The organism is Xenophilus arseniciresistens, assembly GCF_028023875.1.
GTDB lineage: Bacteria > Pseudomonadota > Gammaproteobacteria > Burkholderiales > Burkholderiaceae_C > Xenophilus > Xenophilus arseniciresistens.
Genome location: NZ_JAQIPB010000004.1, coordinates 85328 through 107258, shown reverse-complemented (window position 1 = coordinate 107258; position 21931 = coordinate 85328). Strand labels below are relative to the sequence as shown.

Annotated in this window: 22 protein-coding genes and 1 pseudogene; 19 read left to right on the top strand and 4 right to left on the bottom strand. The window is 66.5% G+C overall.

What is annotated here, in order from left to right:
• Nucleotides 1–176 precede the first annotated feature (176 nt).
• Nucleotides 177–566: an ATPase gene (locus tag PGB34_RS12170; RefSeq protein WP_271428365.1), complete on the top strand. Its 390-nt coding sequence runs from the start codon at nt 177–179 to the stop codon at nt 564–566.
• A 192-nt stretch (nt 567–758) separates the two neighbouring features.
• Here PGB34_RS12170 and PGB34_RS12165 read toward each other — a convergent pair whose 3' ends face one another.
• Nucleotides 759–1193 (bottom strand): nuclear transport factor 2 family protein, encoded by a 435-nt coding sequence (locus tag PGB34_RS12165; RefSeq protein WP_271428364.1) that lies wholly within the window; start codon nt 1191–1193, stop codon nt 759–761.
• A gap of 628 nt (nt 1194–1821) precedes the next feature.
• Here PGB34_RS12165 and PGB34_RS12160 point away from each other — a divergent pair.
• From PGB34_RS12160 to PGB34_RS12140, 5 genes are all read left to right on the top strand, one after another.
• Nucleotides 1822–2649, top strand: coding sequence for a DUF932 domain-containing protein (locus tag PGB34_RS12160; RefSeq protein WP_271428363.1), 828 nt, complete (start codon nt 1822–1824; stop codon nt 2647–2649).
• Nucleotides 2650–2740: 91 nt separating this feature from the next.
• Entirely contained in the window at nt 2741–4789 is a 2049-nt protein-coding gene (locus PGB34_RS12155) for a ParB/RepB/Spo0J family partition protein (RefSeq protein WP_271428362.1), read from the top strand.
• Nucleotides 4790–4997: 208 nt separating this feature from the next.
• Nucleotides 4998–5447 carry a thioesterase family protein gene (locus PGB34_RS12150; protein ID WP_271428361.1) on the top strand — a complete coding sequence of 150 codons (450 nt, stop codon included), beginning with the start codon at nt 4998–5000 and terminating at the stop codon, nt 5445–5447.
• 566 nt (nt 5448–6013) lie between these two features.
• On the top strand, nt 6014–6319 hold the full coding sequence (locus PGB34_RS12145) for a DUF736 domain-containing protein (RefSeq protein WP_271428360.1): 306 nt from the start codon (nt 6014–6016) through the stop codon (nt 6317–6319).
• A 631-nt stretch (nt 6320–6950) separates the two neighbouring features.
• Nucleotides 6951–7298 (top strand): DUF2958 domain-containing protein, encoded by a 348-nt coding sequence (locus PGB34_RS12140; RefSeq protein ID WP_271428359.1) that lies wholly within the window; start codon nt 6951–6953, stop codon nt 7296–7298.
• A gap of 41 nt (nt 7299–7339) precedes the next feature.
• Here PGB34_RS12140 and PGB34_RS12135 read toward each other — a convergent pair whose 3' ends face one another.
• On the bottom strand, nt 7340–7627 hold the full coding sequence (locus tag PGB34_RS12135) for a helix-turn-helix domain-containing protein (protein WP_271428358.1): 288 nt from the start codon (nt 7625–7627) through the stop codon (nt 7340–7342).
• 236 nt (nt 7628–7863) lie between these two features.
• On the opposite strand from PGB34_RS12135, the gene PGB34_RS12130 reads away from it, so the two are divergent.
• From PGB34_RS12130 to PGB34_RS12090, 9 genes are all read left to right on the top strand, one after another.
• Nucleotides 7864–8211: a DUF2958 domain-containing protein gene (locus PGB34_RS12130; RefSeq protein WP_271428357.1), complete on the top strand. Its 348-nt coding sequence runs from the start codon at nt 7864–7866 to the stop codon at nt 8209–8211.
• A 194-nt stretch (nt 8212–8405) separates the two neighbouring features.
• Nucleotides 8406–9215 (top strand): DUF2285 domain-containing protein, encoded by an 810-nt coding sequence (locus tag PGB34_RS12125; protein ID WP_271428356.1) that lies wholly within the window; start codon nt 8406–8408, stop codon nt 9213–9215.
• Between the two features lie 100 nt (nt 9216–9315).
• Nucleotides 9316–9627 (top strand): helix-turn-helix domain-containing protein, encoded by a 312-nt coding sequence (locus PGB34_RS12120; RefSeq protein WP_271428355.1) that lies wholly within the window; start codon nt 9316–9318, stop codon nt 9625–9627.
• 21 nt (nt 9628–9648) lie between these two features.
• Nucleotides 9649–10530 carry a replication initiator protein A gene (locus PGB34_RS12115; RefSeq protein ID WP_271428354.1) on the top strand — a complete coding sequence of 294 codons (882 nt, stop codon included), beginning with the start codon at nt 9649–9651 and terminating at the stop codon, nt 10528–10530.
• Between the two features lie 277 nt (nt 10531–10807).
• The gene (gene parA / locus PGB34_RS12110; RefSeq protein ID WP_271428353.1) at nt 10808–11446 is read left to right on the top strand and encodes a ParA family partition ATPase; all 639 of its coding nucleotides are present in this window, start codon (nt 10808–10810) and stop codon (nt 11444–11446) included.
• Nucleotides 11443–11697, top strand: a complete 255-nt coding sequence (locus PGB34_RS12105) for a chromosome partitioning protein ParB (RefSeq protein ID WP_271428352.1) — start codon at nt 11443–11445, stop codon at nt 11695–11697. The genes parA and PGB34_RS12105 overlap by 4 nt, the downstream gene beginning before the upstream one ends.
• Before the next feature lie 35 nt (nt 11698–11732).
• A complete protein-coding gene (locus tag PGB34_RS12100; RefSeq protein WP_271428387.1) occupies nt 11733–12248 on the top strand; it encodes a DUF2840 domain-containing protein in 516 nt (171 codons plus the stop codon).
• Nucleotides 12245–12781, top strand: coding sequence for a S26 family signal peptidase (locus tag PGB34_RS12095; RefSeq protein ID WP_271428351.1), 537 nt, complete (start codon nt 12245–12247; stop codon nt 12779–12781). Before PGB34_RS12100 ends, PGB34_RS12095 begins: the two co-directional genes overlap by 4 nt.
• Nucleotides 12782–13108: 327 nt before the next feature.
• On the top strand, nt 13109–15055 hold the full coding sequence (locus tag PGB34_RS12090) for a DUF3363 domain-containing protein (protein WP_271428350.1): 1947 nt from the start codon (nt 13109–13111) through the stop codon (nt 15053–15055).
• Between the two features lie 346 nt (nt 15056–15401).
• Here the strand turns inward: PGB34_RS12090 and PGB34_RS12085 are convergent, their stop codons facing one another.
• Complete coding sequence (locus PGB34_RS12085; RefSeq protein WP_271428349.1) at nt 15402–16340, bottom strand: LysR family transcriptional regulator; 939 nt, start codon at nt 16338–16340, stop codon at nt 15402–15404.
• 119 nt (nt 16341–16459) lie between these two features.
• Between PGB34_RS12085 and PGB34_RS12080 the strand changes: the two genes are divergently transcribed.
• Together PGB34_RS12080 and PGB34_RS12075 are read left to right on the top strand one after the other, a co-directional pair.
• Entirely contained in the window at nt 16460–17452 is a 993-nt protein-coding gene (locus tag PGB34_RS12080; RefSeq protein WP_271428348.1) for a succinylglutamate desuccinylase/aspartoacylase family protein, read from the top strand.
• Between the two features lie 36 nt (nt 17453–17488).
• A complete protein-coding gene (locus PGB34_RS12075) occupies nt 17489–18460 on the top strand; it encodes a Bug family tripartite tricarboxylate transporter substrate binding protein (protein ID WP_271428347.1) in 972 nt (323 codons plus the stop codon).
• Nucleotides 18461–18629: 169 nt separating this feature from the next.
• On the opposite strand, the pseudogene PGB34_RS12070 reads toward PGB34_RS12075, so the two are convergent.
• Nucleotides 18630–19246: pseudogene (locus PGB34_RS12070) on the bottom strand (substrate-binding domain-containing protein).
• A 436-nt stretch (nt 19247–19682) separates the two neighbouring features.
• Here PGB34_RS12070 and PGB34_RS12065 point away from each other — a divergent pair.
• A complete protein-coding gene (locus PGB34_RS12065) occupies nt 19683–20669 on the top strand; it encodes a Bug family tripartite tricarboxylate transporter substrate binding protein (RefSeq protein ID WP_271428345.1) in 987 nt (328 codons plus the stop codon).
• A gap of 10 nt (nt 20670–20679) precedes the next feature.
• On the top strand, nt 20680–21858 hold the full coding sequence (locus tag PGB34_RS12060; protein ID WP_271428344.1) for an enolase C-terminal domain-like protein: 1179 nt from the start codon (nt 20680–20682) through the stop codon (nt 21856–21858).
• Nucleotides 21859–21931 lie beyond the last annotated feature (73 nt).

Genomic DNA, 21931 nt, shown 5'->3' with positions numbered 1-21931 from the left:
TGGAGGGGCTGTGGACGGTCTTGCTGTCCCCTTCACCGTACCACGGCGTGCTCGCCGTCAAGGGCTGCGCGCCGATGGCGCTTGCGGCCTTCGGCCGTCTGCGACCCCTGACTGCTTGCGCTGCGCCGTGCTGGCGACGGTTCCGGGCAATTCCGCCCGAGCAACCGGAGATCGTCATGAACGACAAATCGCATGTTTCGATGGAGCAACACGTCTGCCTGGTCTGCGGCGTGGCTTTCGACACTGGCAACCTGCTGCTGGACAGGCGCCTGCGCGCGAGCATGGAGCGCCACACGGTGACCGGCTGGGGCCTGTGCGCAGAACACCAGAAGCTGGCCGATGAGGGCTTCGTCGCGCTGGTCGAGTGCGACCCGCAGCGCAGCGGCTCGCCGGGTGGTCGCCTGAGGCCCGAGCAGGCCTATCGCACGGGTCGGCTGGCGCACGTCAAGCGCCACGTGTTCACCCAGCTGTTCAACGTGCCGATCGAGGCCAGCCAGGCCTGCGTCTTCGTCGAGCCGGGCGTCATCGAGCAACTGCAGGCGATGGTGTCGCCGACGGCGGACTGATCGCTCACGGAGGCCTCGCGCGCCGTGCCCGCTTGTCGCGGGCACGGCGCTTTTTCTTTGCTGCGCTTGCCTCCAGGGGGTCGGCCATGCGGCCTATCCCCGCCGCGCTGTGCTTGGCACCCCTTCAAGACCGCCGAACAGGCTGCGCCCGATCGGCCTTCGCGCCTGGCGGCGTTGCGCGCTTCGCTGGAGTCAGAGGATGCCCTGCTGCCTGAGTAGTGCTTGCTCATCGCCCGACACCCAGCCAAAGATCTTTGGCTCGTCGTCGAGCTGCTGCATCAAATAGTGGACGTCGAAGTCGATGCATACATCCGGGGCCGTGCCCCGGTCATAGGTCGCCGTCCAGGCGACGTGCGCAAGGCAATGGTGTTCGTCGATGGGGTTGATGCGCACGCCACGCAGGGCCATGTCCTTTGTGCCGATCTGGCGATACCGCTCGAACCCCTGCCGCATGACCTGCTTCAGTTGTTCGTCGTTCTGGCCGACGTTGACGCCCGCGGGCGAGGCCGCGATGAACGCGGTGGCATAGGACGAGGCGACTTGCTCCATGTCCGCTTCGTCCTTCAGCCCTTGTCGAAAGAAGTCCTGGTATCGCTCGAAGAACTCACGGACGAGCTTTTCTTCCATCGGTGCTCCTTTGGTGTGGGGTCTCGTTGTTCACGCTCGTCATCGTAGAGCGCGTGTTGGCGACCTGAGTCATCGGGTGATCAGGCGGCGCGGCGCGCCGCCTTTGCCGCGACGTCCATTCGACTGCACGCCATCGGTCACCTTCGCGCCTGCGGCGCTGCGCGCTGCGCTTGCCTCCAGGGGATCGGCCGTGCGGCCCATCCCCGCCGCGCTGCGCTTGGCGCCCCTGCAAGACCGCCGAACAGGCTGCGCCTGATCGGCCTTCGCGCCTGGCGGCGCTGCGCGCTTCGCTTGCGGGGTGCCGGCGCCGATAGCGACCGTTGCCGCGCTCGCCGTCTTTCCTGAGCCCATCACTTTGTCCGCGACTGTAGCCCGCGACCGGTGGCCGTCAAGGCGCGCCGGGCCGTGTCCTCGCTTCGCTGCGGGCCGCCCCAGCACCCGGCGCTTCTTCCTTGACGGCCACCGGCCGCGGTCTCCCTTCCGTCGCGGGCGATGAACTCAGGAAAGACGGTGGCAACGAGGCCGCACTGGGTCTTCGCGCCGACCCCACCGGGGAGTCCGAAGAGGGCTCCGAATCTAGGAATCCGGTGGGGGTTGTTCAACAGCCAACTTCCATTGGAGAAAGACCATGCAACTCGCTTCCCGCTTCGCACCGCATTCGCCGGTGCTGCGCTCCGAACATCCGTTGTCGGACGACCAGATCAGGACAGTGGCCCCGTCCATCTTCGCGCAGGCCCCGCACGACAGCCGCTCGCACCGCTACAGCTACATCCCCACCGCGACGGTGCTGCACAAGCTGCGCGCCGAGGGCTTCGAGGCCTTCATGGTTTGCCAGACCCGCGTGCGCCAGGAAGGGCGGCGCGACTTCACCAAGCACATGCTGCGGCTGCGCCACGCCAGCCAGATCAACGGCCGCGAGGCCAACGAAATCATCCTGCTGAACTCGCACGACGGCACCAGCAGCTACCAGATGCTGGCCGGGATGCTGCGGTTCGTCTGCACGAACGGGCTCGTCTGCGGCGACACGGTGGCGGACGTGCGCGTGCCGCACAAGGGCGACGTGGCCAACGCCGTCATCGAGGGCGCTTACGAGGTGCTGCACGGCTTCGGGCAGGCGCAGGCCTCGCGCGATGCGATGCGGTCCATCACCCTGGACGACCGGGAGGCCGAGGTGTTCGCGCGTGCCGCGCTGACCCTCAAGTACGACGACCCCGACAGGCCCGCGCCCATCACCGAGGCGCAGCTGCTGGCCCCGCGCCGCCTGGACGACAACCGCCCTGACCTGTGGAGCGTGTTCAACCGCACGCAGGAGAACCTGACCCGGGGCGGCCTGCCCGCGCGCGCGGCCAACGGCCGCCGCCAGCACACCCGGCCGGCGCAGGGCATCGACCAGAACCTGCGCCTGAACCGCGCGCTGTGGCTGCTTGCCGACGAAATGCAGCGCCTCAAGGCCTGAACCCCTCGCGCAGGGGCCTTCACGCCAACACGGCCCCTCCATTTCTTCCCCCGTTGGCTTTTCCGTTTCTTCATTCGATAGGAGTTTCACCATGAATACCGCAACCCTTCACGAAACCACCGCCATCGCTGCCGCCGTGCAGACCGTGGCTGCCATCGGCGCGGGCCAGGACCTGCTGCTGATCCCGCTGTCGCGGCTGCGCCCGTCCTCGCGCAACGTGCGCAAAAACGGCGGCACGTCGATCCCCGAACTGGCCGCGAGCATCGCGCGCGTGGGCCTGTTGCAAAACCTCACCGTGGTGCTCTCGCCCGATGGCGAGCACCACGAGGTGGTGGCGGGCCGGCGCCGCCTCGCGGCCCTCAAGCTGCTGGTCAAGCGTCGCAAGCTCGCCAAGGACCACGAAGTGCCGTGCCTCGTGGTGCCTGATGCGGCCGCGCGCACGGTGAGCCTGACCGAGAACGTGCAGCGCGAGGCCATGCACCCGGCGGACCAGTTCGAGGCCTTCGCCTCGCTGGTGGCCGAGGGACGCGCCGTCGAGGACATTGCAGCCGACTTCGGCGTGACGCCACTCGTGGTGCAGCGCCGGCTCAAGCTCGCCAATGTCTCGCCCCGGCTGCTGGCCGACTACCGGGCCGACGCCGTGACGCTCGAGCAGTTGATGGCCCTTGCCATCACCGATGACCACGCGGCGCAGGAGGCCGCGTTCTACGACTCGCCGCAGTGGCAGCGCAGCCCGGATGCGCTGCGCGATCACCTGACGCAGGAGGAAATCGACGCGGGCCGCGACCCGGTGGCCCGGTTCGTCGGGTTGGACGCCTACGAGCAGGCGGGCGGCAGCACGCGCCGCGACCTGTTCGCCAATGAGCACAGCGGCGTGTTCCTGGCCGATGCCGCGCTGCTGGACACGCTGGCCCGCGACAGGCTTGCGGCAATGGCCGGCGAGATCCGGGCCGAGGGCTGGGGCTGGGTGGACGTGGCGCCCCGTGCGACCTATGCCGACCTGCACCGCTTCCAGCGCGTGCGCGCCACGCGGCACGAGCCGGGCAAGGCCGAGGCCAAGCGCATCGCCAGACTGGAAGCCGAGCAGGCCAAGCTGCAGGAGCGCCTGGACGACGAGAACGAAGCCATCGGCGACGACGAGGCGCAGGCCCTGCAGGATGCGATGGACGCGATCGACAACGACCTGGACGCCATCGAGCGCAAGCTGCTGGTCTACCCGGTGGGCGTGGTGCCGATGGCCGGGGCCGTGGTGTCGCTTGATGCCGAGGGCGCGCCGGTGGTACATCGCGGGCTGGTGCGCGAGGAAGACGCCAAGGCGCTGCGCGCGCAGCAGTGCGGCACCGAGGCCGATGAGACAGGCGAGGCGGACGGGACCGACAAGCCCGAGCACGCCGAGGACGAGCCGCCCGCGCTGACCATCTCCGAGAAGCTGGCACGCCGCCTGTCGGCGCACCGCACTGCCGCCTTGCAGGCCGAAGTCGCCCGCCATCCGCATGTCGCGTTGGTGGCAGTGGTGCACCGGCTCGCGCAGCGCATCGTGCTGGAGGGCTACCGGGGCTCGCCGCTGCACCTCAGCGCCGATGCGCAGGACCGGCTGGAGCAGCACGCGCCGGACGTGGCCGAAGCCCCGGCCGCCACGGGCATGCGCCAAGTGCGCGAGGCGTGGGCGCAGCGGCTGCCCGAGGATTCGGAAGCGCTGTTCGCCGAGCTGCTGGCGATGCCGCAGTCCGAACTGCTGTCGCTGCTGGCGCTGTGCGTGGGTTTCACGGTCAGCGCGATCACGTCGCGCGAAGGCGAGCGGCCCGCCGCGCTGCTGGCGCAGGCCGTGGGCCTGGACATGGGGCAGTGGTGGACCCCGACCGCTGCGGGCTACTTCGAGCACGTGTCCAAGGCCAAGGCGCTGGAAGCGGTGCAGGTGTTCGCGCCGGGCGAAGTGCACCGGCTCGGCAAGCTCAAGAAGGCGCAGATCGCGGCCGAGGCCGAGCGGCTGGCCGCAGGCAGCGATTGGCTGCCCGCGATGTTCCGCGCGCCGGAAGCCGTGACGGAAACCGTCGCAGCGCAGGCCGAAGCACAGGAGGATGCGGCGGTGCCCGCTGACAATAACGCCGACGAGGCGCAGGAGGTGGCCGAAGCCGCTTGACGCGGCAAGCCCTGGCCGGCCTCGCCGGCCGGGGCTTTGCGAAGTCAGCGCGACGCGCGCGGCAGGTGTGCCGCGCGCGTTTTCACATCCAGCCGGGCCGCAAGCCCGCCGCAGCGCGCCAGTGCACGCCGCAGCGGGTTTGCGGCCCGGCCACTGCACGGGAGCATCGGTGGATCGGAGGCAATCGTCCTCTCGCCACCACGCACCCATGAACCATGAAGCAGTCAGCTCGGTCTTCTTCGAGGAGTCCTACGTCGTCCCGGCCGACCAGACCGCCCGGTCTCTTTTCTCGCGGCTGCCGCACGGCCGCGACTACGCGGAGCAGTTGATCGAGTGCCTGGCGACCGGCTATCTGGTCGCGGTCATCGAGTCGGTGTGCATCCGCGAGGTGCAGCGGCTCACGGACGCCGAGGTGGAAGTCGTCGTCGGGCGCTCCATCCGTATCGACCACCTGGGGCCGATCCCGCCAGGCTCGCCACTGCGGCTGCGCGGATGGGTCGAGCGACTGAGCGACCGCAGCATCACCTTCCGCGTGCGTGCGCATGATGCGCACGAAGTCGTCTGCGAGGCCGTCGTTACGCTGGTGGCGACCTCGCGGCAGACCATCGAGTCGCGCATCACGGCCAAGATTGCCGCGCTGCGGGAACCGGCGCCCTGAGCCATGCCGGGCGGCGCGCGCCGGAGTGTGCCGCCCCGCCGTGGGCCGCCCGTCCAGATCAGGTTGCGCGTCCGGTCCCGACACCAGCAGCAGCCTTCGATGACGCCGAGTCCGGGCATTCACCCCGGGCCGGTTCGCCGTGTCCTTCCACGCCGCGCTGAAGCTGCCGGCAACGATGTGTGCGGGAGCGGCCCGCTCGCGTTGGGGACTGACCGTGGCGGCGGTTGGGGTGCGCATGGTGCCGGCGGTGTTCGCGGGGCGGTGCATCGGCCATGACCCCTTGCGGTGGCAGTCCCGCCCAGGGCGGCCTTGGCTTGTCGTGAATCCTGGCGATGCACCGGCTGACGCCTCGGGCTTCATGGCAGCAACCGTCCGGCCCGAACAAATTTCCCCGCCGCGGTGCGGCTTCCTCGCGAGACAGATTTCTTCGGGCACTCCCGGTCCTCCACGCTGTTGCGGCCCCTTCGCTGTGCTCAGGGGTGCAGCCCGCCCGTGCCTCGCCCTACCGGATCACCGACAAGGCCGCGATGGGCGCGACCAGTCAACCAACCGCAAGGAGTTTCATCATGGCCAACATCGGCACCTTCACCGCGCAGAACAACGGCTTCACGGGCACCGTGCGCACCCTGACGCTCAACGTCAAGGTCAAGCTGGTCCCCAACGAGAAGGAGAGCGAGAACGCTCCCGACTACCGCATCGTCGCCGGCAACTTCGAGATCGGCGCGGCGTGGAAGAAGATCAGCAAGGCGGACCGGCCCTACCTGTCGGTGACGCTCGATGACCCGTCGTTCCCGGCGACCATCTACGCCCGCCTGGTCGAGGCCGAGGACGGCACGCACAACCTGATCTGGTCGCGCAGCAAGGGCGACTGAACGCCACCTACCCCCAGCGCCCCGCCTCCCGGCGGGGCGCTGGCACGTTTGCCAGCACATCAGCCTGGCGCGGTGACCCGGGCCGTGATGCGCGACTCGAGGGCCTGGTGTGTCTGCGGCTTTCCGTAAAAGCGGCTTCGTGGCTTTGCTGCTGCAAGGAAAGCCGCTTTCGTTCTTTCGAGGCTCCCCGCATGCGCGTGAATTCGCCAGTGCGGCATCGTGCTTGCACGGCTTCGTGAGAAAGCGGATTCGAGCCTTCGTGTCTTGCAACGGAGGTGGCTTCGAGGGTTCGGGCTTCTGCACCGATATGTGAATCCGGGCGTCCCCCGGCGTGGCCGGGGCGCGCTGTCGTGCTGCGCATCGAGCCGTCCTCGCTGCGCTGCGGGCGTCTCGCCCCTTCGGGCTTCCATCGCTGACGCGCTCGCGCGCAGCGCGAGCCAAGGCAGGAGTGGCGACAGGGCTGGCTTGCTGGTGGACCCACCGTAGCACGCCGGTCTCGCCGTCAAGGTCTGCGCGTGCTGCGCACGCTGGCGGCCTGCGGCCGTCTGTCGAACCTGTGACGGCTGCGCTGCGCCGTGCTTCTCCGCGGTCCCGGGCAATCCCGCCCGGCATTCCTTCCAAGGAGAAGACCATGACCGCACTCATCACCGACGACCAACGCACCGCGTTGCTGGCCAACGGCCGGCAATCGCTCGAAGAGCGGGGTTTCGACCCCGCCCCGGTGGTCAAGCTGTTCACGCCCGATGCCGGCGCGACCTGGCTGCTGACGCAAGTCGATCCCGACGAACCGGACCATGCCTTCGGGCTATGCGACCTCGGCCTGGGCTGTCCCGAGATGGGCTGGGTAAGCCTGGCCGAAGTGGCGGACTTGCGTGGGCCCCTTGGGTTGCCGGTCGAGCGCGACGTGTACTTCCGGGCCGAGAAGCGGCTGAGCGCCTATGCGCGCGACGCGCGCCTGGCCGGGTGCATTGTGACGTAGCAGGCGAGCAGGGCGCTGCCGGCGGCGCCCGCTTGCCACGCTCACTCTGCCGGGACTTCCTGCAGCTCGGCCAGCTCGCGCTGCACGCGGGCGAGCAGCTTGTCCGCGCCCTTGGCGTCGAGCCCATAGGTCAAGGCCAGCAGCGTCAGCGGATGCACCTGCATCACCTCGCACAGCTCGTCGACCTTGCTGAGCGTTGGGTTCTTCAGGCCCCGTTCGAGAGAACTCATGTACGTGCGGCTCGATACCTCCGAAAATGCTTCCTGGCTCAGGCCGCGGGATTTTCGGAGGGTACGCAGGGCAGCGGGAAATGAGTTCTTCGCAGTCATCAATTGGACTTGGGACAAGTCCAAGATGACATCGCATGGACATCTATAGGGCTACAATCTATAGGATTCATTTTTCCGGGTTAGCCCGCTTGCGCGCACGCAGGCCCGCTTTATGCTGATCCCTGGGTTCTGCACATGATCTCCCCCAAAGAATTCTTTCCGGTAGCCGCCACCAGCACACGGCCGCCAGTTTCTGCACCGACTCGGGGCGGTGGCTCCACCCGGCGAGGGTGTCGGTGACGGCGCTCGTCACCGAGGAGCAGCGGCGGCAACTGCTCGACAACGGCAAGGCGGCTGCCATCGGCGCGCTGGCCGATCCCTGGCCGGTGGTCAAGTTGTTCACGCCCGACGCCCACGCCACCTGGCTGCTGGTGCAACTCGATCCGGCCGATGGAGACACAGCCTACGGCCTGTGCGACCTCGGCATGGGCGCGCCGCGCCTCGATCACGTGCGCCTGTCGGACCTGCAGAACATCCGCGGCCCGCGCAATCTGTCGGTGCTGCGCGATTCGCACTGGACGCCGCAGCGCTCGCTGGCCGAGTACGTTCGCCGCGCCGAGGCGGACGGCTCGATCAACGACTGACGCTGGCGGACCTCGGTCGACGGCCGGCCCGCCGCTGAACGCTCCCGGGTCCGTATGATGGACGCAGCGGCGCATGGGCAGCCGCACGCGGCATCGCCTGCCACCCATTCAGACACCCCACACCGAGACAAGCACGCTACCGCACTGACCGGACTGCTGCCCGTGACGCCACCTTCGAGCAAGGAGGGTTCGACATGGGCGCACGTGCGAACGACTGGCATCCGCCTGCGGCGTATCTCTACGCCCTGACGCTGGATGCGCCGGCGCTGGCCTGGGAGTACCTGCGACGCAATCCGCGTTACTGTGCGGTCTACGCCCTTCACGCGCGCGGCAGCGAGGATGAAGCCGGCCACGCCGCACGCTGGGGCCTGCGCCTGCTTGAAGACCCGGCGCGCGATGCGCGCCAGGCACAGCCGGCCTGGCTGCCCGACCCCGACGGCCTGCCGCAGCTCCATCCGGACGGGGCCGCGGCGTCCGATGCGCCCGTCTTCGGCGTGTGGCGCATGCCAGGGCGCAAGCAGCTCGCCCACGACGGGCACCGCCTGCTGCTGACGGCCTACCGCCCGGAGGGCACGCTGCGCGCGGCGCTGTCTCCCGCACTCGAGCATGGCATGCCCTATGCGCACGGCCTGGCGGCCGGCGCACGGCTGCGCGAGCGCTGGCGTGCCGCCACCGCCACCATGGAGCGCCTGGACGGCTACTACGGCCGCGACGCCGCCCGGCCGGGCATCCACGCCCACGCGCACGCACATCAGCGGCCCGACCGCATCGCGCTGATGCACATGCGCAGCCTGCAGACGCTCGACGGCATGGCCGTCGGCGCCACGCATCGCGAGATCGCCCAGGCGCTCTTCGGCGCGGCCGCGGTGGCCGAGCGCTGGCACGACCTGGGCGAATTGCGCGCCCAGGTGCGCCGGCTCGCGCGCCGTGGGCAAGCGCTCGTGGACGGTGGCTACCGGCGCCTACTGCAGATGGAAACCTCCAGGGACGGACGTTCCGGCTGACGCTCGAACGTCCGTCCCCAGGACGCCGGGCTTTCCTGAGACTGCCTCCAGTCGGCGGCGCTTCGCCCGTCGGCGACCAGCACCGACGGAGGCCCATTCCATGAGACCTGCTTCGCTGCGGCCGCAGGCCGCACCCTCATCGACGCCCGAGCCTGCGCAGAACAGCGCCGCGGCCACGGCGCAGCCAGACTACCTGACCAACGACGAGGCCGCCGCCTTTCTGCGGCTGTCGCCGCGCACGCTGGAGAAGCACCGCGTAATCGGCGGCGGTCCGCGGTTTCGCAAGTTCGGGCGGCGCGTGATGTACGCCCGGTCCGACCTCAAGGCCTGGGCGGATGAGCGCAGCTTCGAGGCCACCTGCGACCCTGAGTACGTCGAGCTGCGCGGCGCGCGCCGCGCCGGCCGGCGTTGACCGCCATGGACACCGCCGCCGATGCCCGCCCCGCGCGACCCGCAGCGCGAGCAGCTCGAACTGTTCCATGCCATCCCGGGCGAGATGCCCGCGCGCGACGTGCAGGACCTGATGGCCTACCCGTTCTTCTCGCTGGCCAAGAGCCGGCGCACCGTGCCGATCGACTTCCGCGCCGGACCGGTGACGGTGCGCGTGGAAGGCACGGCCGAGCACGGCCTCGCGACGATCTGGGACGCCGACATCCTGATCTGGGCCGCCAGCCAGATCGTCGAGGCCCGCGACGCGGGCCTGCGCAGCTCGCGGCTGATGGCCGCGACGCCGCACGAGATACTGCGCTTTGTGGGGCGGGGCACCTCGCTGCGCGACTACCAGCGGCTCAAGGCTGCGCTCGACCGCCTGCAGTCCACCAGCGTGGCGACCTCGATCCGCCAGCCCAATGCGCGGCGGCTGCACCGCTTTTCCTGGATCAACGAGTGGAAGGAGCGCGCGGACGGACAGGGCCGGCCGCTGGGCGTCGAATTGATCCTGCCCGACTGGTTCTATGCGGGCGTGATGGAGGACAGCCTGGTGCTGACCATCGACGCCGACTACTTCCGCCTCACCGGCGGCATCGAGCGCTGGCTGTACCGCCTGGTGCGCAAGCACGCCGGCTGGCAGCCGGAGGGCTGGCGCTTCGAGTTCGCGCACCTGCACCGCAAGTCCGGCAGCCTGGCCCGCTTTGCGGACTTCGCCTGCGACCTGCGGCGCATCGTTGCGCGCCAGCCGCTGCCGGGCTACGCGCTCGCCATCGTGCGCTCGCGCCATGGGCCGGAGGTGCTGGCGTTTCGCCCCGTGCCGTCTGCGGCACCGCTGCGCGCTGGCGGCAGCTTCAACGAAAGTGCATGGCCTGTGGACAGCCGGTGAACGGGCTCGTGCTATCAGGCGTGCGCCCGCTCGTGCTATCAGGCGCAGCGGACTCGTGCTATCAGGCGTGCGGATGGCCGAAAAATCCTTGCACCACAATGGCTTGCGCGATCCCTAACGTATCTAACGTATTTAATAAAAACCTAACGATAGGAGAGCGCCGCGCGCTGTGGAAAAGCCCCGGCGGCGCACGGCACGCAGGCGGCACGCCTAGCGCGAGGAATGGCGCGAGGCCCGCAAGGCCCAATACCGAAAACCGGTCTACCAGGAGCGCGCCATGATCATCGCGCTCCTGAACCAGAAAGGCGGCGTCGGCAAGACCACGCTCGCCACGCACCTGGCCGGCGAACTGGCCTTGCTGGGCAGGAACGTCCTGCTGCTCGATGCGGACCCGCAGGGCTCGGCATTGGACTGGACACAGCGGCGCAGCCGGAGTGGCCTGCCGCGCCTGTTCGGTGCCGTCGGCCTGGCGTGCGAGACGCTGCACCAGGAAGCGCCGGAGTTCGCGCGCCGCGCCGATCACGTCGTCATCGACGGGCCGCCGCGCATCGCGGCGCTCGCGCGCTCCGCGCTGCTCGCCGCCGACCTCGTGCTGATCCCGGTGCAGCCCAGCCCCTACGACGTGTGGGCCAGTGCCGAGATGGTCTCGTTGGTGCGCGAGGCGCAGGTCTTCAGGCCTGCGCTGCGCGCGGCCTTCGTCATCAACCGGCGCGTCAGCACGACCGTGATCGGACGTGAGGCGCGGGGCGCGCTGGCCGACCAGCCGCTGCCGGCGCTGTCGGCAGAGGTGCGCCAGCGCATCGCCTTCGCCGACAGCGTGGCCGCCGGCCGGCTGGTGCGCGAACTGGACGAGGACGGCCTTGCCGCGCGCGAGATCGCGGCGCTCGCCGCCGAGGTGTTGCGAGGCCCGGCATGAAGAACGGTAAGCGCGTGTCTATCGGAGCGCGGCCGCCGGCCAATCCGCAGGCCGAGGCCTGGGTGCGCGCCGGCGACGGCAACGACCTGGCGGCGCTCGCGCGCGCCGAGGTCTACACCGCGCGGCTGACGCTGGACGTGACGCCGGCGCTGCGCGGGCGCATCAAGGTGGCCGCGTTCACGCGCGGCATCACGGTGGCCGACATGCTGCGCGCGCTGCTGGAGCGCGAGTTTCCGGAGCAGCGGCCGTGAATGCATCGCCGTCGAACCTTTCCGCGGCTAATGGCCTGCGGGCGATCGCACGCCTCGACGTGCTTTCGGACGTGTCGCGTTCGTCGCACGAAACGCCGCTGACGCGCGTCTCGCTCGCCTACCTCGAGCGCCGCATCAACCTCTACCTGCGCTTCGGCCGGCCGCTGCGCGAACTGCGCCTGGACCGCTGGCGGCGCTGCGCGACTTTCGCGCCAGGCGCGGTCTTCAGCCGTGTACGCTGGGAGTCCAACGACTACGGCACGACGCGCTGGCAGCTCATGGTGCTGCAGGCCTGCACGTCGGGCGAGCGCATGGAGCGCATCGCCGGCATCCGACCCGGCGCGTGCATTCTGCTGCGCGCCGAAGGCGAAGCCGCGGTGCAGGCTGTGTTGCAACGGATCGACGCCATCGAGGCGCTCGCCATCGACCCGGCCGATGCCGCGCCCGCGTACTGGCGCACGCTCGGCAACCGCCTCGCCGCCCGCCAGCCGCTGCCGGCTTACGGCGCCGAGCGGCACGCGGCCTGGCTGCGCGGGGAGCTACTGCGATGAACCGGCTCGCGCATCGTATCCTGCTCGCGCTGGTGGCGACCCTCGGCCTCGCTGCGCTCGCCGGGCCCGCGCTGCACGCGCCTGCGGTGCGCTGGGCCTACAACCCGAGCGACAGCGTGCCGCGCGGCTGGTATCGCATCGATCCGCAGCCGGCGTCGACCGATGCGCTGCATGTCGGTGACATCGTGCTGGCCCGCCTGCCGGCCGGGGCCGCCGCCCTCGCTGCGCAGCGCGGCTACCTGCCCGAACGCGTTCCGCTGCTCAAGCGCATCGGCGCGATCGCGCCGCAGCGCGTGTGCCTCGCGCAGCGCACCGTCTACGTCGATGACGTGCCGGTGGCGCTCGCGCGCGAGGCCGACGGCCTGGGCCGTGGCCTGCCCGTGTGGTCGCACTGCCGTGCGCTGCGCACCGGCGAGTTGTTCCTGCTCAGTGCGACGAACCCGGCGTCGTTCGACAGCCGGTACTTCGGTCCCATCGACGCGGCGGCCGTGCTCGGCCGCGCGCAGCCGATGTGGACTTGGAGCGCGCGATGACTGCCGCCCGCCGTGCATCGGCGCTGCCGATCCACGTGCAGCCGGAGCGCACGCGCCTCGCTGCGCCGCCTGCGGCTGGCGCGCCTCGTCCGTGCAGACGATCGCCGCCCGACCGTCGGGGCCGGTCGCACCAGCGATCGGCAAAGACGGAGGGCCAGATAAAGGGGCCGGCACGCCGAGCCCTTGCAAGCCAGTCTGCACGTGGGCTCGCGGCGGCACCGCGAGGGGTGCCCGGCGTGCCCCGCGGACACCGGAAACCGCATCCGTGCGGCCTTTGCCGCGTGCCGTTCGCCCTGGACTGCGCCACGCTGCGCTGGAGGCTTCGCCGTGGCTTCGGGTGACGATGACCGTTTCCGCCTCCGGCCCTCGCCGCCGAAGTCGCGCGCCGGGCCACGGCCGCAGCGCTTCGTTTCGCGGGTGTTGAAGGAGGTGTCCAAGGCTGGCGCCAAGGGTTCCGGAAGGAATGCCTGGCGCCCCGCCAACACCTTCGGCCGGGGCCGCGTGCCGGCCACGCTGGCGGGCCAGCGGCTGGGCGCGAACGCCCGGCGCGTGATCATCAAGAGCCGCTTCGTGGTGCTGCAGCGCGCCAGCCCCAACTCGGTGTCCGTCCACCTGCGCTACATCGAGCGCGATGGCGTCACGCGCGATGGGCATAAAGGCAAGGCCTACGGGGCTGAGACCGATGCGGCGGACCTGAAGAGCTTCCAGGAACGCGGCAAGGCCGACCGTCACCAGTTCCGCTTCATCGTCTCGGCCGAGGACGGGTTGGAGATGGAAGACCTCAAGGGCTTCACGCGCCAGTTGATGCGCCGCATGGAGATCGATCTGGAGACCCGGCTGGACTGGGTGGCCGTGGACCACTGGGACACGGACAACCCGCACACCCACATCGTCCTGAACGGGCGCACCGCCAGCGGCGAGCACCTGGTCATCGCCCCGGACTACATGGCCCACGGCATGCGCCAGCGCGCCAGTGAGATCGCCACCGAATGGCTGGGACCGCGTACCGAGGCCGAGATGCGCCAGAGCCTGCTGCGCGAGGTGGACCAGCAGCGCCTGACCAGCCTGGATCGCACGTTGATCCGCCAGGTCGGCGCGGACGACATCGACCTGTCCGGCAATCCACAGGACCGGCAGCGCCAGAACATCCTGCGCGCACGGCTGCAGCGGCTCGAAAACATGGGACTGGCCTCTCGGGTGGAGGCCCACCGCTGGAAGCTCCAGCCGGGCCTGGCCGCCACGCTAACGGCCCTGGGCGAGCGGCAGGACACACTGGACACCATGCGCCGGGCGCTGAAGGGGCAGCAGCGCGAACTGGTGCTGCACGACGCAGATCGTGCCGACGCCGCACCCATCATCGGCCGCATCGCCGGCAAGGGCCTGGCCGATGAACTCAACGACCGAGGCTACCTGGTGGTCGATGGGATCGACGGCCGTGCGCACTACCTCAAGCTACCGGCCGGCACCGATCTCGGCGATCTGCGCATGGGTGCCATTGTGGAGGCCCGGCCGCCGCAGCAGGGGAAGGCGGTGGACCGCAATATTCTGGAGGCGACGAGGGATGGCATATACAACACGGCCGGCCATCTGGCCCAGCTCGTGCAGGCTGGTGTCCGCGATCCACGAGGCACGGTCGGTGTCCACGTGCGCCGCCTGGAAGCCCTGCGCCGCAGCGGTGCGGTGGAGCGCCTGCGTGATGGGGTCTGGAAGATTCCCGGGGATCTGCTGGCCAAGGCGCAGCAGCACGATGCACGAGGAGCGGCTGGCCCGGTGATTGAGCAGCGCTCTCACTTGCCCATCGAGCAGCAGGTGCGCGCGATGGGTACGACCTGGCTGGACCGGCAACTGGTGGACAGTGGCCGTGCGCTGGCGCCGCAGGGTTTCGGGTCGCAAGCACGTGAGGCCATGGACCGACGCGTGGAGTTCCTGTGCGAGCAGGGCTTGGCCGAACGGCGGGGCCAGCGCATCGTTCTTGCACGCAACCTGCTCTCAACCCTGCGTGACCGCGAGTTGGCAAGCGTGGGCCGCATCTTTCAGGAACAGACCGGCAAGCCTTATCGCCCGTTACAGGATGGCCAGCAAGCCAGCGGTGTCTACCGTCAGTCCGTACAACTCGCCAGCGGTCGCTTCGCCATGCTCGACGACGGAATGAGCTTTAGCCTGGTGCCCTGGCGGCCGGTGATCGAGCAGCGGCTGGGCCAGCAGGTCGGCGTCGTGGTGCTTGGTTCGTCAGTGACATGGAACTTGGGCCGGCAGCGAAGCATGTCCATCTGACGACATCGTGCCCGGTACCGCAGCAATGCGCCTTGCGAGAGATCCCAACGATCTCGCACTACAACTTCGGCGCACGCATTCGCGACACCATGCAATCGCGTGTGGGCTTCCTCATCGAACAGGGCTGGCGGACCGCCTTGGACGGCGCGCGGTTCTCGCGCGAACCTTGTGTTAACTTTGCGCGAGCGTGTCGGCGCGTGTGCACGGCTCATCAGCGCATTGCAACTGCAGCGAAAAAAGCATCTTTCCGTGCAGAAGTTGATTGAACTACCCCGGGGCGGTTCACGAAGTCAGCGAGACACCGCACATGGACCCCATTGTGAAGTCTTGAGCAAGGTCGAACACCTCAATGCTTCCAGACGTCCGATTTCATCCAGCGGGAAAAGGTTGCGGTGGCGACGCTGGCCGATTCGGGATGCCAAACAATTCCGAGGGGAGGTAATTCTTCTCGACGCTGGACGTTTAGCGCGACGATTCGGCCGGAGGAAAGGGCCGGCTCCGCAAAGTTGAACGGTACGACGAGGAGGGCATCGCTCTCGGCGACAAAGGCGCTCAGCGCCGAGAAAGAATCGGTGGCAATGTTCACAACTGCAGGGTAGTTAGGAACTGTGGCGAACCAGGAATCGAAAATCATCCGGCTGGTGATGCCTGGCGGAGGCACCAGCCAGTGCTCGCGCGCCAGGGTCTCGAGGGTTAGCCCTTTCCTACCTTCCAGCCTGTGCCCTCGCCGAGCAAGAACGACTGAATGGTCTTGAAGAATGGGATCGAAACGGTAGCCGTCCGGCAGGGAGGGTGGCGGTCTCATCAGGATGACATCGCAAGCACCTGTCTCAAGGAACTTCCTCAACTGGGACAAGCCTGCTTCTTCCATATGTAGCTTGAACTGGGGGTGCTTGAGCATGAAAGCAGCGATGCCCCGCATAACGCCCGCTCGGCAAGCGGCGGGCAATGCTGCCACTTGGAGCGCTCCAGTCGAACCCGACTGTACGGCGTGCAACGCCTGAGATCCGTTCTCCAGAAGCCTGAGCATGCCGCTAAATAGAGGCAGCATTGCGCTTCCTGCCGGCGTGATCCGCATACCTCGCGCATGCCGTTCGAACAGCGCTTCGCCGACGAGTTCTTCTACTGCATTGAGGAACTTGGCGATGCTGGGCTGGTTGAGTCCAGACAACTCCGCTGCCTTGTGCGTGCTTCCGAACTGGGCTGTCAGCACCACAGACTGGATGTGCTTGAAGCTGAGCTTGGTCAGTAGACGTCGATAAACGATCTGGGATGGGAGTTCCATTGTCTTCTGGCGATTCTTTTTTTGAATCGGATCAGTCTATTTGATTTTGCCCAATGGACGTGGGAGCAAGACACTGCGGGACGCAAGCAATCCTTCGTGACTGAATAGCTTCTGAACACATGTCCAACAGCAGAGTAAAAATTGACATTCCCCTTGACGTGGATGGGAAGCATGTCGGGTATGCGCGCCTCCCGCACTCAGTGCATAGATCTGCCTATGGTTGGCTGCCAATCCCCATCGTCAGCATTCGTAATGGCATGGGGCGCACCGTTCTGGTCATGGCGGGAACCCACGGAGACGAGTACGAAGGCAGGATCGCCGCCTCGCGTCTGATCCAGTCGATCGATCCAACATCTGTTCAAGGGCAGATCATCATCCTTCCGATGGCGAATTTCCCTGCGGCGAAGGAAGGGCTGCGGGTATCCCCTCTAGATGGCGGCAATCTCAACAGGACGTTCCCCGGCGATGCACAGGGGTCAATCACTAGCGTGATCGCCCACTTCATCACAACCGAACTTGTGGCTCGTGCCGATGTCGTGCTGGACTTGCACAGTGGGGGAACATCACTGAACTACTTGCCCTCCACCGTTTCATTGGCGGGCGATGCTCCCGAGTTGCTGGAGAAGAGCAAGGATCTGATGCAAGTGTTCGGTGCACCCTATGGAATTCTCCATGAGGGGCGAGGAGGAACTGGCAGCAGCCACGACGCTGCGGTACAGGCGGGTGCCATCCGAATCGGCACCGAGTTTGGGGGGAAAGGCTACGCCGACCCTGGACTGCGCCAGTTATGCGAAGAAGGGGTTCGACGGACGTTGTCATACCTCGGTGTCCTTCGCGGGGAATGCTTCGCTCCTGCCGGTCCGGTTCAGTTCGTACGCGTCCCGCCGTCGGCCTATGTATATGCAGATGCGACGGGGCTATTTGAATCCCAAGTGGCGCTCGGCACCAAGGTCAAGGCTGGGGACCTCGCGGGTTGGACCTACTTCCCTGAGGAGCCGCTGCGTCCACCGCAAGCTGCACGGTTCCAAATCGATGGAATCGTCATCTGCGAGCGATCCATGGCGCCGTGCGAGATCGGCGACTGTCTCTTCCACCTAGGCGTACCCGTATAGCCGGTTCGCCATCCATAGCCTTCAAGGAAATCCACGATGAAAAAAACGAAGCTCGGCTTCATCGCATTCGCCATCGGCCTCGGTCTTGTGAGCGGTGTTGCACTACCCGCAGACTATCCCATGCGCCCCATTACCATCGTCGTGCCACAAGCAGCTGGAGGGGCCAGCGATGTCATCATTCGCATCATTTCGCGTCAAATGGCGGATCAGCTCGGCCAGCCAGTGGTGGTCGATAACCGACCCGGTGCAGGCGGGAACATTGGTACCGTTGCTGTGGCCAAGGCAAAGCCCGACGGATACACATTACTGTTCAACATCAACAGTTCCTTCCTTATCAATCCATACCTCTACAAGAACGCTGGATTCTCTCCAGAGAGAGATTTCGTGCCAGTGGCTCCTGCGGCCACAGCTGGTGTTGTTTTGGTGGCGGCCCCGACTTTTCCTGCGAACAACGTAGATCAACTTATCAAATTGGCCAACGCCAAACCAGGACAGATCACGTTCGCCTCTGCCGGCAATGGAACCTTGAATCATCTGCTGGGCGAGATGTTCAACCGAGCCGCGAGAGTCAGGCTTCAGCACATCCCATATCGTGGCGCAGCCGCCGCGGCGACTGATGTCATGAGTGGTCAAGTATCGGTTGCCTTCCAAGGATTGGCATCCTCAATCGCCCAGGTCCAGGCTGGGAAGCTGAAGGTGCTGGCCATTGCCAATAAAGAGCGCCTCGAGGCACTTCCTGGCACGCCGACAATCGGAGAGATCCTCCCCGGCTTCGGGGAAACGCCTTGGTATGGGCTCTTCGCACCGGCCGAGACTCCTGCACCGGTAATCGCTACGCTGAGCGCCGCGGTCAAGAGTGCATTGGCGGATCCCGTAGTGCTTTCCAGCTTGCAAGCTCAGGGCGCAAAACCATACTTTCTGGAGCCTCGCGATTTCTCGGCATTGATCGACCGAGAACTGCCACGCTGGAAGATTGTCGTCCAGGAGTCAGGCGCTTCGATAGATTGACTATCCGCCCAACGGCCTGCGAGTAGATCTCGCACTTCCCCAGGGAACCGGAGGCAGCGGACCGCGTACGGGCCGCAGGTCGTTGTCCTGCGGATCGATGTACTGGCATTGAAGAAGGTCGTTGCCGCTACTCTATCGGAGCCGGGTCCAGTTGTTCCTGGTCATGGCGTTAGCACGTGAGGCTTTCGAGATGGTCCCATAGCCGCTGCGCCTCGGCTGCCAGCGGCGCTGGCCGGCGCAACAGCGTCAGATGCAGGGGGACATCAAACGCGGAGTTGCCGGCCCTGACTAGCCGCCTTGCAGCGATATCTTCACTTACCAATGTCTGCGGCAGCCAAGCGATGCCCAGTTTTGAGATTGCCATGAAGCGTAGCCCTCTGTCAGGCTTGCACTGTGGTTGCGTTGAAAGTCCAGTCCACTGGACTGCAGGACGGCCTGCAATGACCACTCCAGATGGCATTCGTCGGCGTATCCCAGGAAAGATATGGGCTGGTCTGCGCTCTTGCCCAAGTCGAATAACGGCTGGCCAGCGGCGTTCGGGGCACTGACTGCGATTAGACGCTCATCGCCGAGTTGCAGGGACAGATAGTCGCGCACTTCGGGCGACAGGCCCAGACGCGAAGCAACCGCGTTGCGCTCATCGAGAAGCGCAACCACATAGTCCACTTTGCCTTCGTCAAGCAGCACAAGGCATTCCGGCAGGTTGTCCGAGTCCACGCTGAACTTCGCATCCTTGAAGTCCTCGTGAAGCCGTGGAATCCAGTCAGGGAAGAACACCGCAGACATGATGTGCGGTGCGGCGAAGCGAATGCGCTATTGCTCGATGCTGCGGTCTTCTCGGACGGACTTGCGCAGCGCTTCCAAGGCGTAGACGACTTCCGTGGCCACTACGTGTAATCGGTGGCCAGCATCGGTGACCTCCAGCGCGGTCTTGTTGCGGTCGAAGAGGGACCAGGCAGATTGGCCTGCCTAGACGGCAAAGTACGTCGAGCACATATTCGCCCGCAAACTCCGCTTGCCATTTCCGCAACGCCAGTCCGCGCTTGGTATTAACCCTAAAGCAAAAAGCTACTGAAACCGGCTGCGCAGGGGGTGGCGTTGCTGGTTCTTGCAAGCCGTTGCCTTACCCGCAACATGCCGTTCGCAAGCTCTGTCTAGCATCGAATTTTCGGCGCGCCCTGATCAAGACAGGCTGCCGGTCCCAGCCGCTACAGGAGTTCCAATGTCATCTCATTTCAATTTTGTGCGCGCATTTTTTCGAGTGATGTGCTTTGCGGCCCCGTTGTTGTGCGCCGTGGCGTACGCTCAAGGTTATCCGGCCAAGCCTGTCACCCTTGTAATCCAATATCCAGTAGGCGGCCCGTCCGATATGCTCGCGCGGATCATTGGCCCAAGGCTGCAGCAGCGTCTCGGCCAGCCAGTCATCGTCGAAGCGCGCGTCGGCGCTGGCGGCAACATCGGCACGGAATATGTGGTCCGGGCCAAGCCAGACGGATACACCTTGCTGTTGTCAGCGAGTGGGCCGGTTGCTATCAGTCCCTGGCTCTACCGCAAGCTGGGGTACGACCCCCTCAAAGATCTCGTCCCTGTCGTGCAGATAGCCGCGGTACCGCTGGTGCTTCAAGTCAACGCTTCAAACCCGGCGCGGACGGCCGAAGAGTTCTTGAAGGTGCTCAAGGCCAATCCAGGAAAATACTCTTATGGCTCATCGGGAAGCGGCACGCCCCAGCATCTGTCGGCCGTGCTGCTCGAATCGCTGGCTGGCTTTCAGGCTGTGCACGTTCCCTACAAGGGCGGCGCGCCGATGGCAACAGACCTGATGGGCGGTCAGATCGACTTCGCCATCGACAGCATGGTGGCTACCATGCCGAACATCGCTACAGGGAGACTGCGCCCGCTGGCGGTTACGGCAAAGAAGCGCGCAGCCCTGCTGCCTGATGTGCCCACGCTCGAAGAGGCCGGCGTGGCAGGTTACGAGTCGCTCGCATGGTACGGCCTGATGGCCCCTGCCGCCACACCGCGGCCTATCGTCGACAGGATCAATCATGAATTTCGGCAAGTGCTGGATGACCCCGACGTGCAGAAGCAGATCGCCAGCCTGGGCAGTCCGCCAGTGCACGGGACGCCGGAACAATTTAGCGCCTTCATCCGCAGCGAACACAACAAATGGGGGCCAATCGTCAAGAGCACCGGCGCCACCGCTGATTGAGGACGAAGTCATGAAAATCCTCAATATTGCAGAGCGCACGATCGCCATTGGTTCACCTCTGCGCAATGCGCGCGTGGACTTCAGCCAGATGACGGCAACAGTTGTTGCGGTGAGCACCGACCAGTTTCGCGATGGTCACCGCGTTGTGGGCTACGCTTTTAACTCGCTCGGCCGCTATGCCTGCGGAGGGCCGATGCGCGACCGGTTCATCCCGCGGCTTCTCGCGGCAATACCGGACGACCTAAATGATCCTGTCACTGGTCACATCGACCCCCAGTGCGCAGTGAGGCTGATGCTTGCCAACGAGAAGCTCGGCGCGCATGCCGAGCGGTCTATGGCCGTGGGCACCATCGAAGTGGCCTTGTGGGACATCGTCGGTAAGCTGCAGGGGCGCCCCTTGTTTCAGGTACTGGCGCAACGCTTCGGTATGCCGGATTGCGCGTCGGCCACGACGATTCCGTGTTACGTCGGAGGCGGCTTCTACCAGCCGGTAGACGACCTGTCTCGCGTCGTTGACGAGGTTCAAGCCTATCTCGACGCCGGCTACACGCATGTGAAGATCAAGGCCGGTGGTCTTTCGCTGGGCGATGAGCTTCGCCGCATAGAGGCGGTACTAAGAAAGGTCGGTGCCGGCAACCGGCTTGCGCTTGACGCGAGCTGCGCGTTCAATCGGAGCGACGCGCTGGCCTTTACCCGAGCCATCGAGTCCTATCGACTCCGCTGGCTGGAAGAGCCGTGCGACCCGGGCGATTTTGAGACTTATCGCCTCGTGAGAGAGGCCAGCGGCGGCGTCGTAGCCGGTGGAGAGAATCTGTTTAGTCGAGAGGAGGTGGACAACTTCCTGCGCTATGGCATGTTTGACGGCCAAGTGGTGCTGCAGCCTGACCCGCCTCTAGCCTACGGCATCGGCGAGTTTGCGCGCATCGTTGAAACAGCGACCAGCCATGGCGTGCCGCGCGCGAACATCATCCCTCACGGCGGAAACATGATGTCGCTGCATGTGGCGGCAGGACTCGGACTTGGAAGCGCCGAATCCTATCCTGGACTGTTTGGTGCGATTGCCGGCTTCAGCAATGAAGTCACGATCTGCGACGGACAGGCAAGCCTGCCAAGCGCACCCGGCATCGGCTTTGAGCAGCAGCCGGCGCTGTACCGCGTGTTTACGGAACTTTCCAAAGAAATCTCTTGAGAGAAGCTCACGTGTGGCGGCGCCGAAGTAAAACTGAGCCACCGGGGGTGCGGCGGAAAACTTGGACTACCAG

Excerpts from the sequence above, each read along its gene's own strand:
- PGB34_RS12170 (WP_271428365.1), top strand. The coding sequence starts at position 177 with ATGAACGACAAATCGCATGTTTCGATGGAGCAACACGTCTGCCTGGTC.
- PGB34_RS12165 (WP_271428364.1), bottom strand. The coding sequence starts at position 1,193 with ATGGAAGAAAAGCTCGTCCGTGAGTTCTTCGAGCGATACCAGGACTTC.
- PGB34_RS12160 (WP_271428363.1), top strand. The coding sequence starts at position 1,822 with ATGCAACTCGCTTCCCGCTTCGCACCGCATTCGCCGGTGCTGCGCTCC.
- PGB34_RS12155 (WP_271428362.1), top strand. The coding sequence starts at position 2,741 with ATGAATACCGCAACCCTTCACGAAACCACCGCCATCGCTGCCGCCGTG.
- PGB34_RS12150 (WP_271428361.1), top strand. The coding sequence starts at position 4,998 with ATGAACCATGAAGCAGTCAGCTCGGTCTTCTTCGAGGAGTCCTACGTC.
- PGB34_RS12145 (WP_271428360.1), top strand. The coding sequence starts at position 6,014 with ATGGCCAACATCGGCACCTTCACCGCGCAGAACAACGGCTTCACGGGC.
- PGB34_RS12140 (WP_271428359.1), top strand. The coding sequence starts at position 6,951 with ATGACCGCACTCATCACCGACGACCAACGCACCGCGTTGCTGGCCAAC.
- PGB34_RS12135 (WP_271428358.1), bottom strand. The coding sequence starts at position 7,627 with ATGACTGCGAAGAACTCATTTCCCGCTGCCCTGCGTACCCTCCGAAAA.
- PGB34_RS12125 (WP_271428356.1), top strand. The coding sequence starts at position 8,406 with ATGGGCGCACGTGCGAACGACTGGCATCCGCCTGCGGCGTATCTCTAC.
- PGB34_RS12120 (WP_271428355.1), top strand. The coding sequence starts at position 9,316 with ATGAGACCTGCTTCGCTGCGGCCGCAGGCCGCACCCTCATCGACGCCC.
- PGB34_RS12115 (WP_271428354.1), top strand. The coding sequence starts at position 9,649 with ATGCCCGCCCCGCGCGACCCGCAGCGCGAGCAGCTCGAACTGTTCCAT.
- parA (WP_271428353.1), top strand. The coding sequence starts at position 10,808 with ATGATCATCGCGCTCCTGAACCAGAAAGGCGGCGTCGGCAAGACCACG.
- PGB34_RS12105 (WP_271428352.1), top strand. The coding sequence starts at position 11,443 with ATGAAGAACGGTAAGCGCGTGTCTATCGGAGCGCGGCCGCCGGCCAAT.
- PGB34_RS12095 (WP_271428351.1), top strand. The coding sequence starts at position 12,245 with ATGAACCGGCTCGCGCATCGTATCCTGCTCGCGCTGGTGGCGACCCTC.
- PGB34_RS12085 (WP_271428349.1), bottom strand. The coding sequence starts at position 16,340 with ATGGAACTCCCATCCCAGATCGTTTATCGACGTCTACTGACCAAGCTC.
- PGB34_RS12080 (WP_271428348.1), top strand. The coding sequence starts at position 16,460 with ATGTCCAACAGCAGAGTAAAAATTGACATTCCCCTTGACGTGGATGGG.
- PGB34_RS12075 (WP_271428347.1), top strand. The coding sequence starts at position 17,489 with ATGAAAAAAACGAAGCTCGGCTTCATCGCATTCGCCATCGGCCTCGGT.
- PGB34_RS12065 (WP_271428345.1), top strand. The coding sequence starts at position 19,683 with ATGTCATCTCATTTCAATTTTGTGCGCGCATTTTTTCGAGTGATGTGC.
- PGB34_RS12060 (WP_271428344.1), top strand. The coding sequence starts at position 20,680 with ATGAAAATCCTCAATATTGCAGAGCGCACGATCGCCATTGGTTCACCT.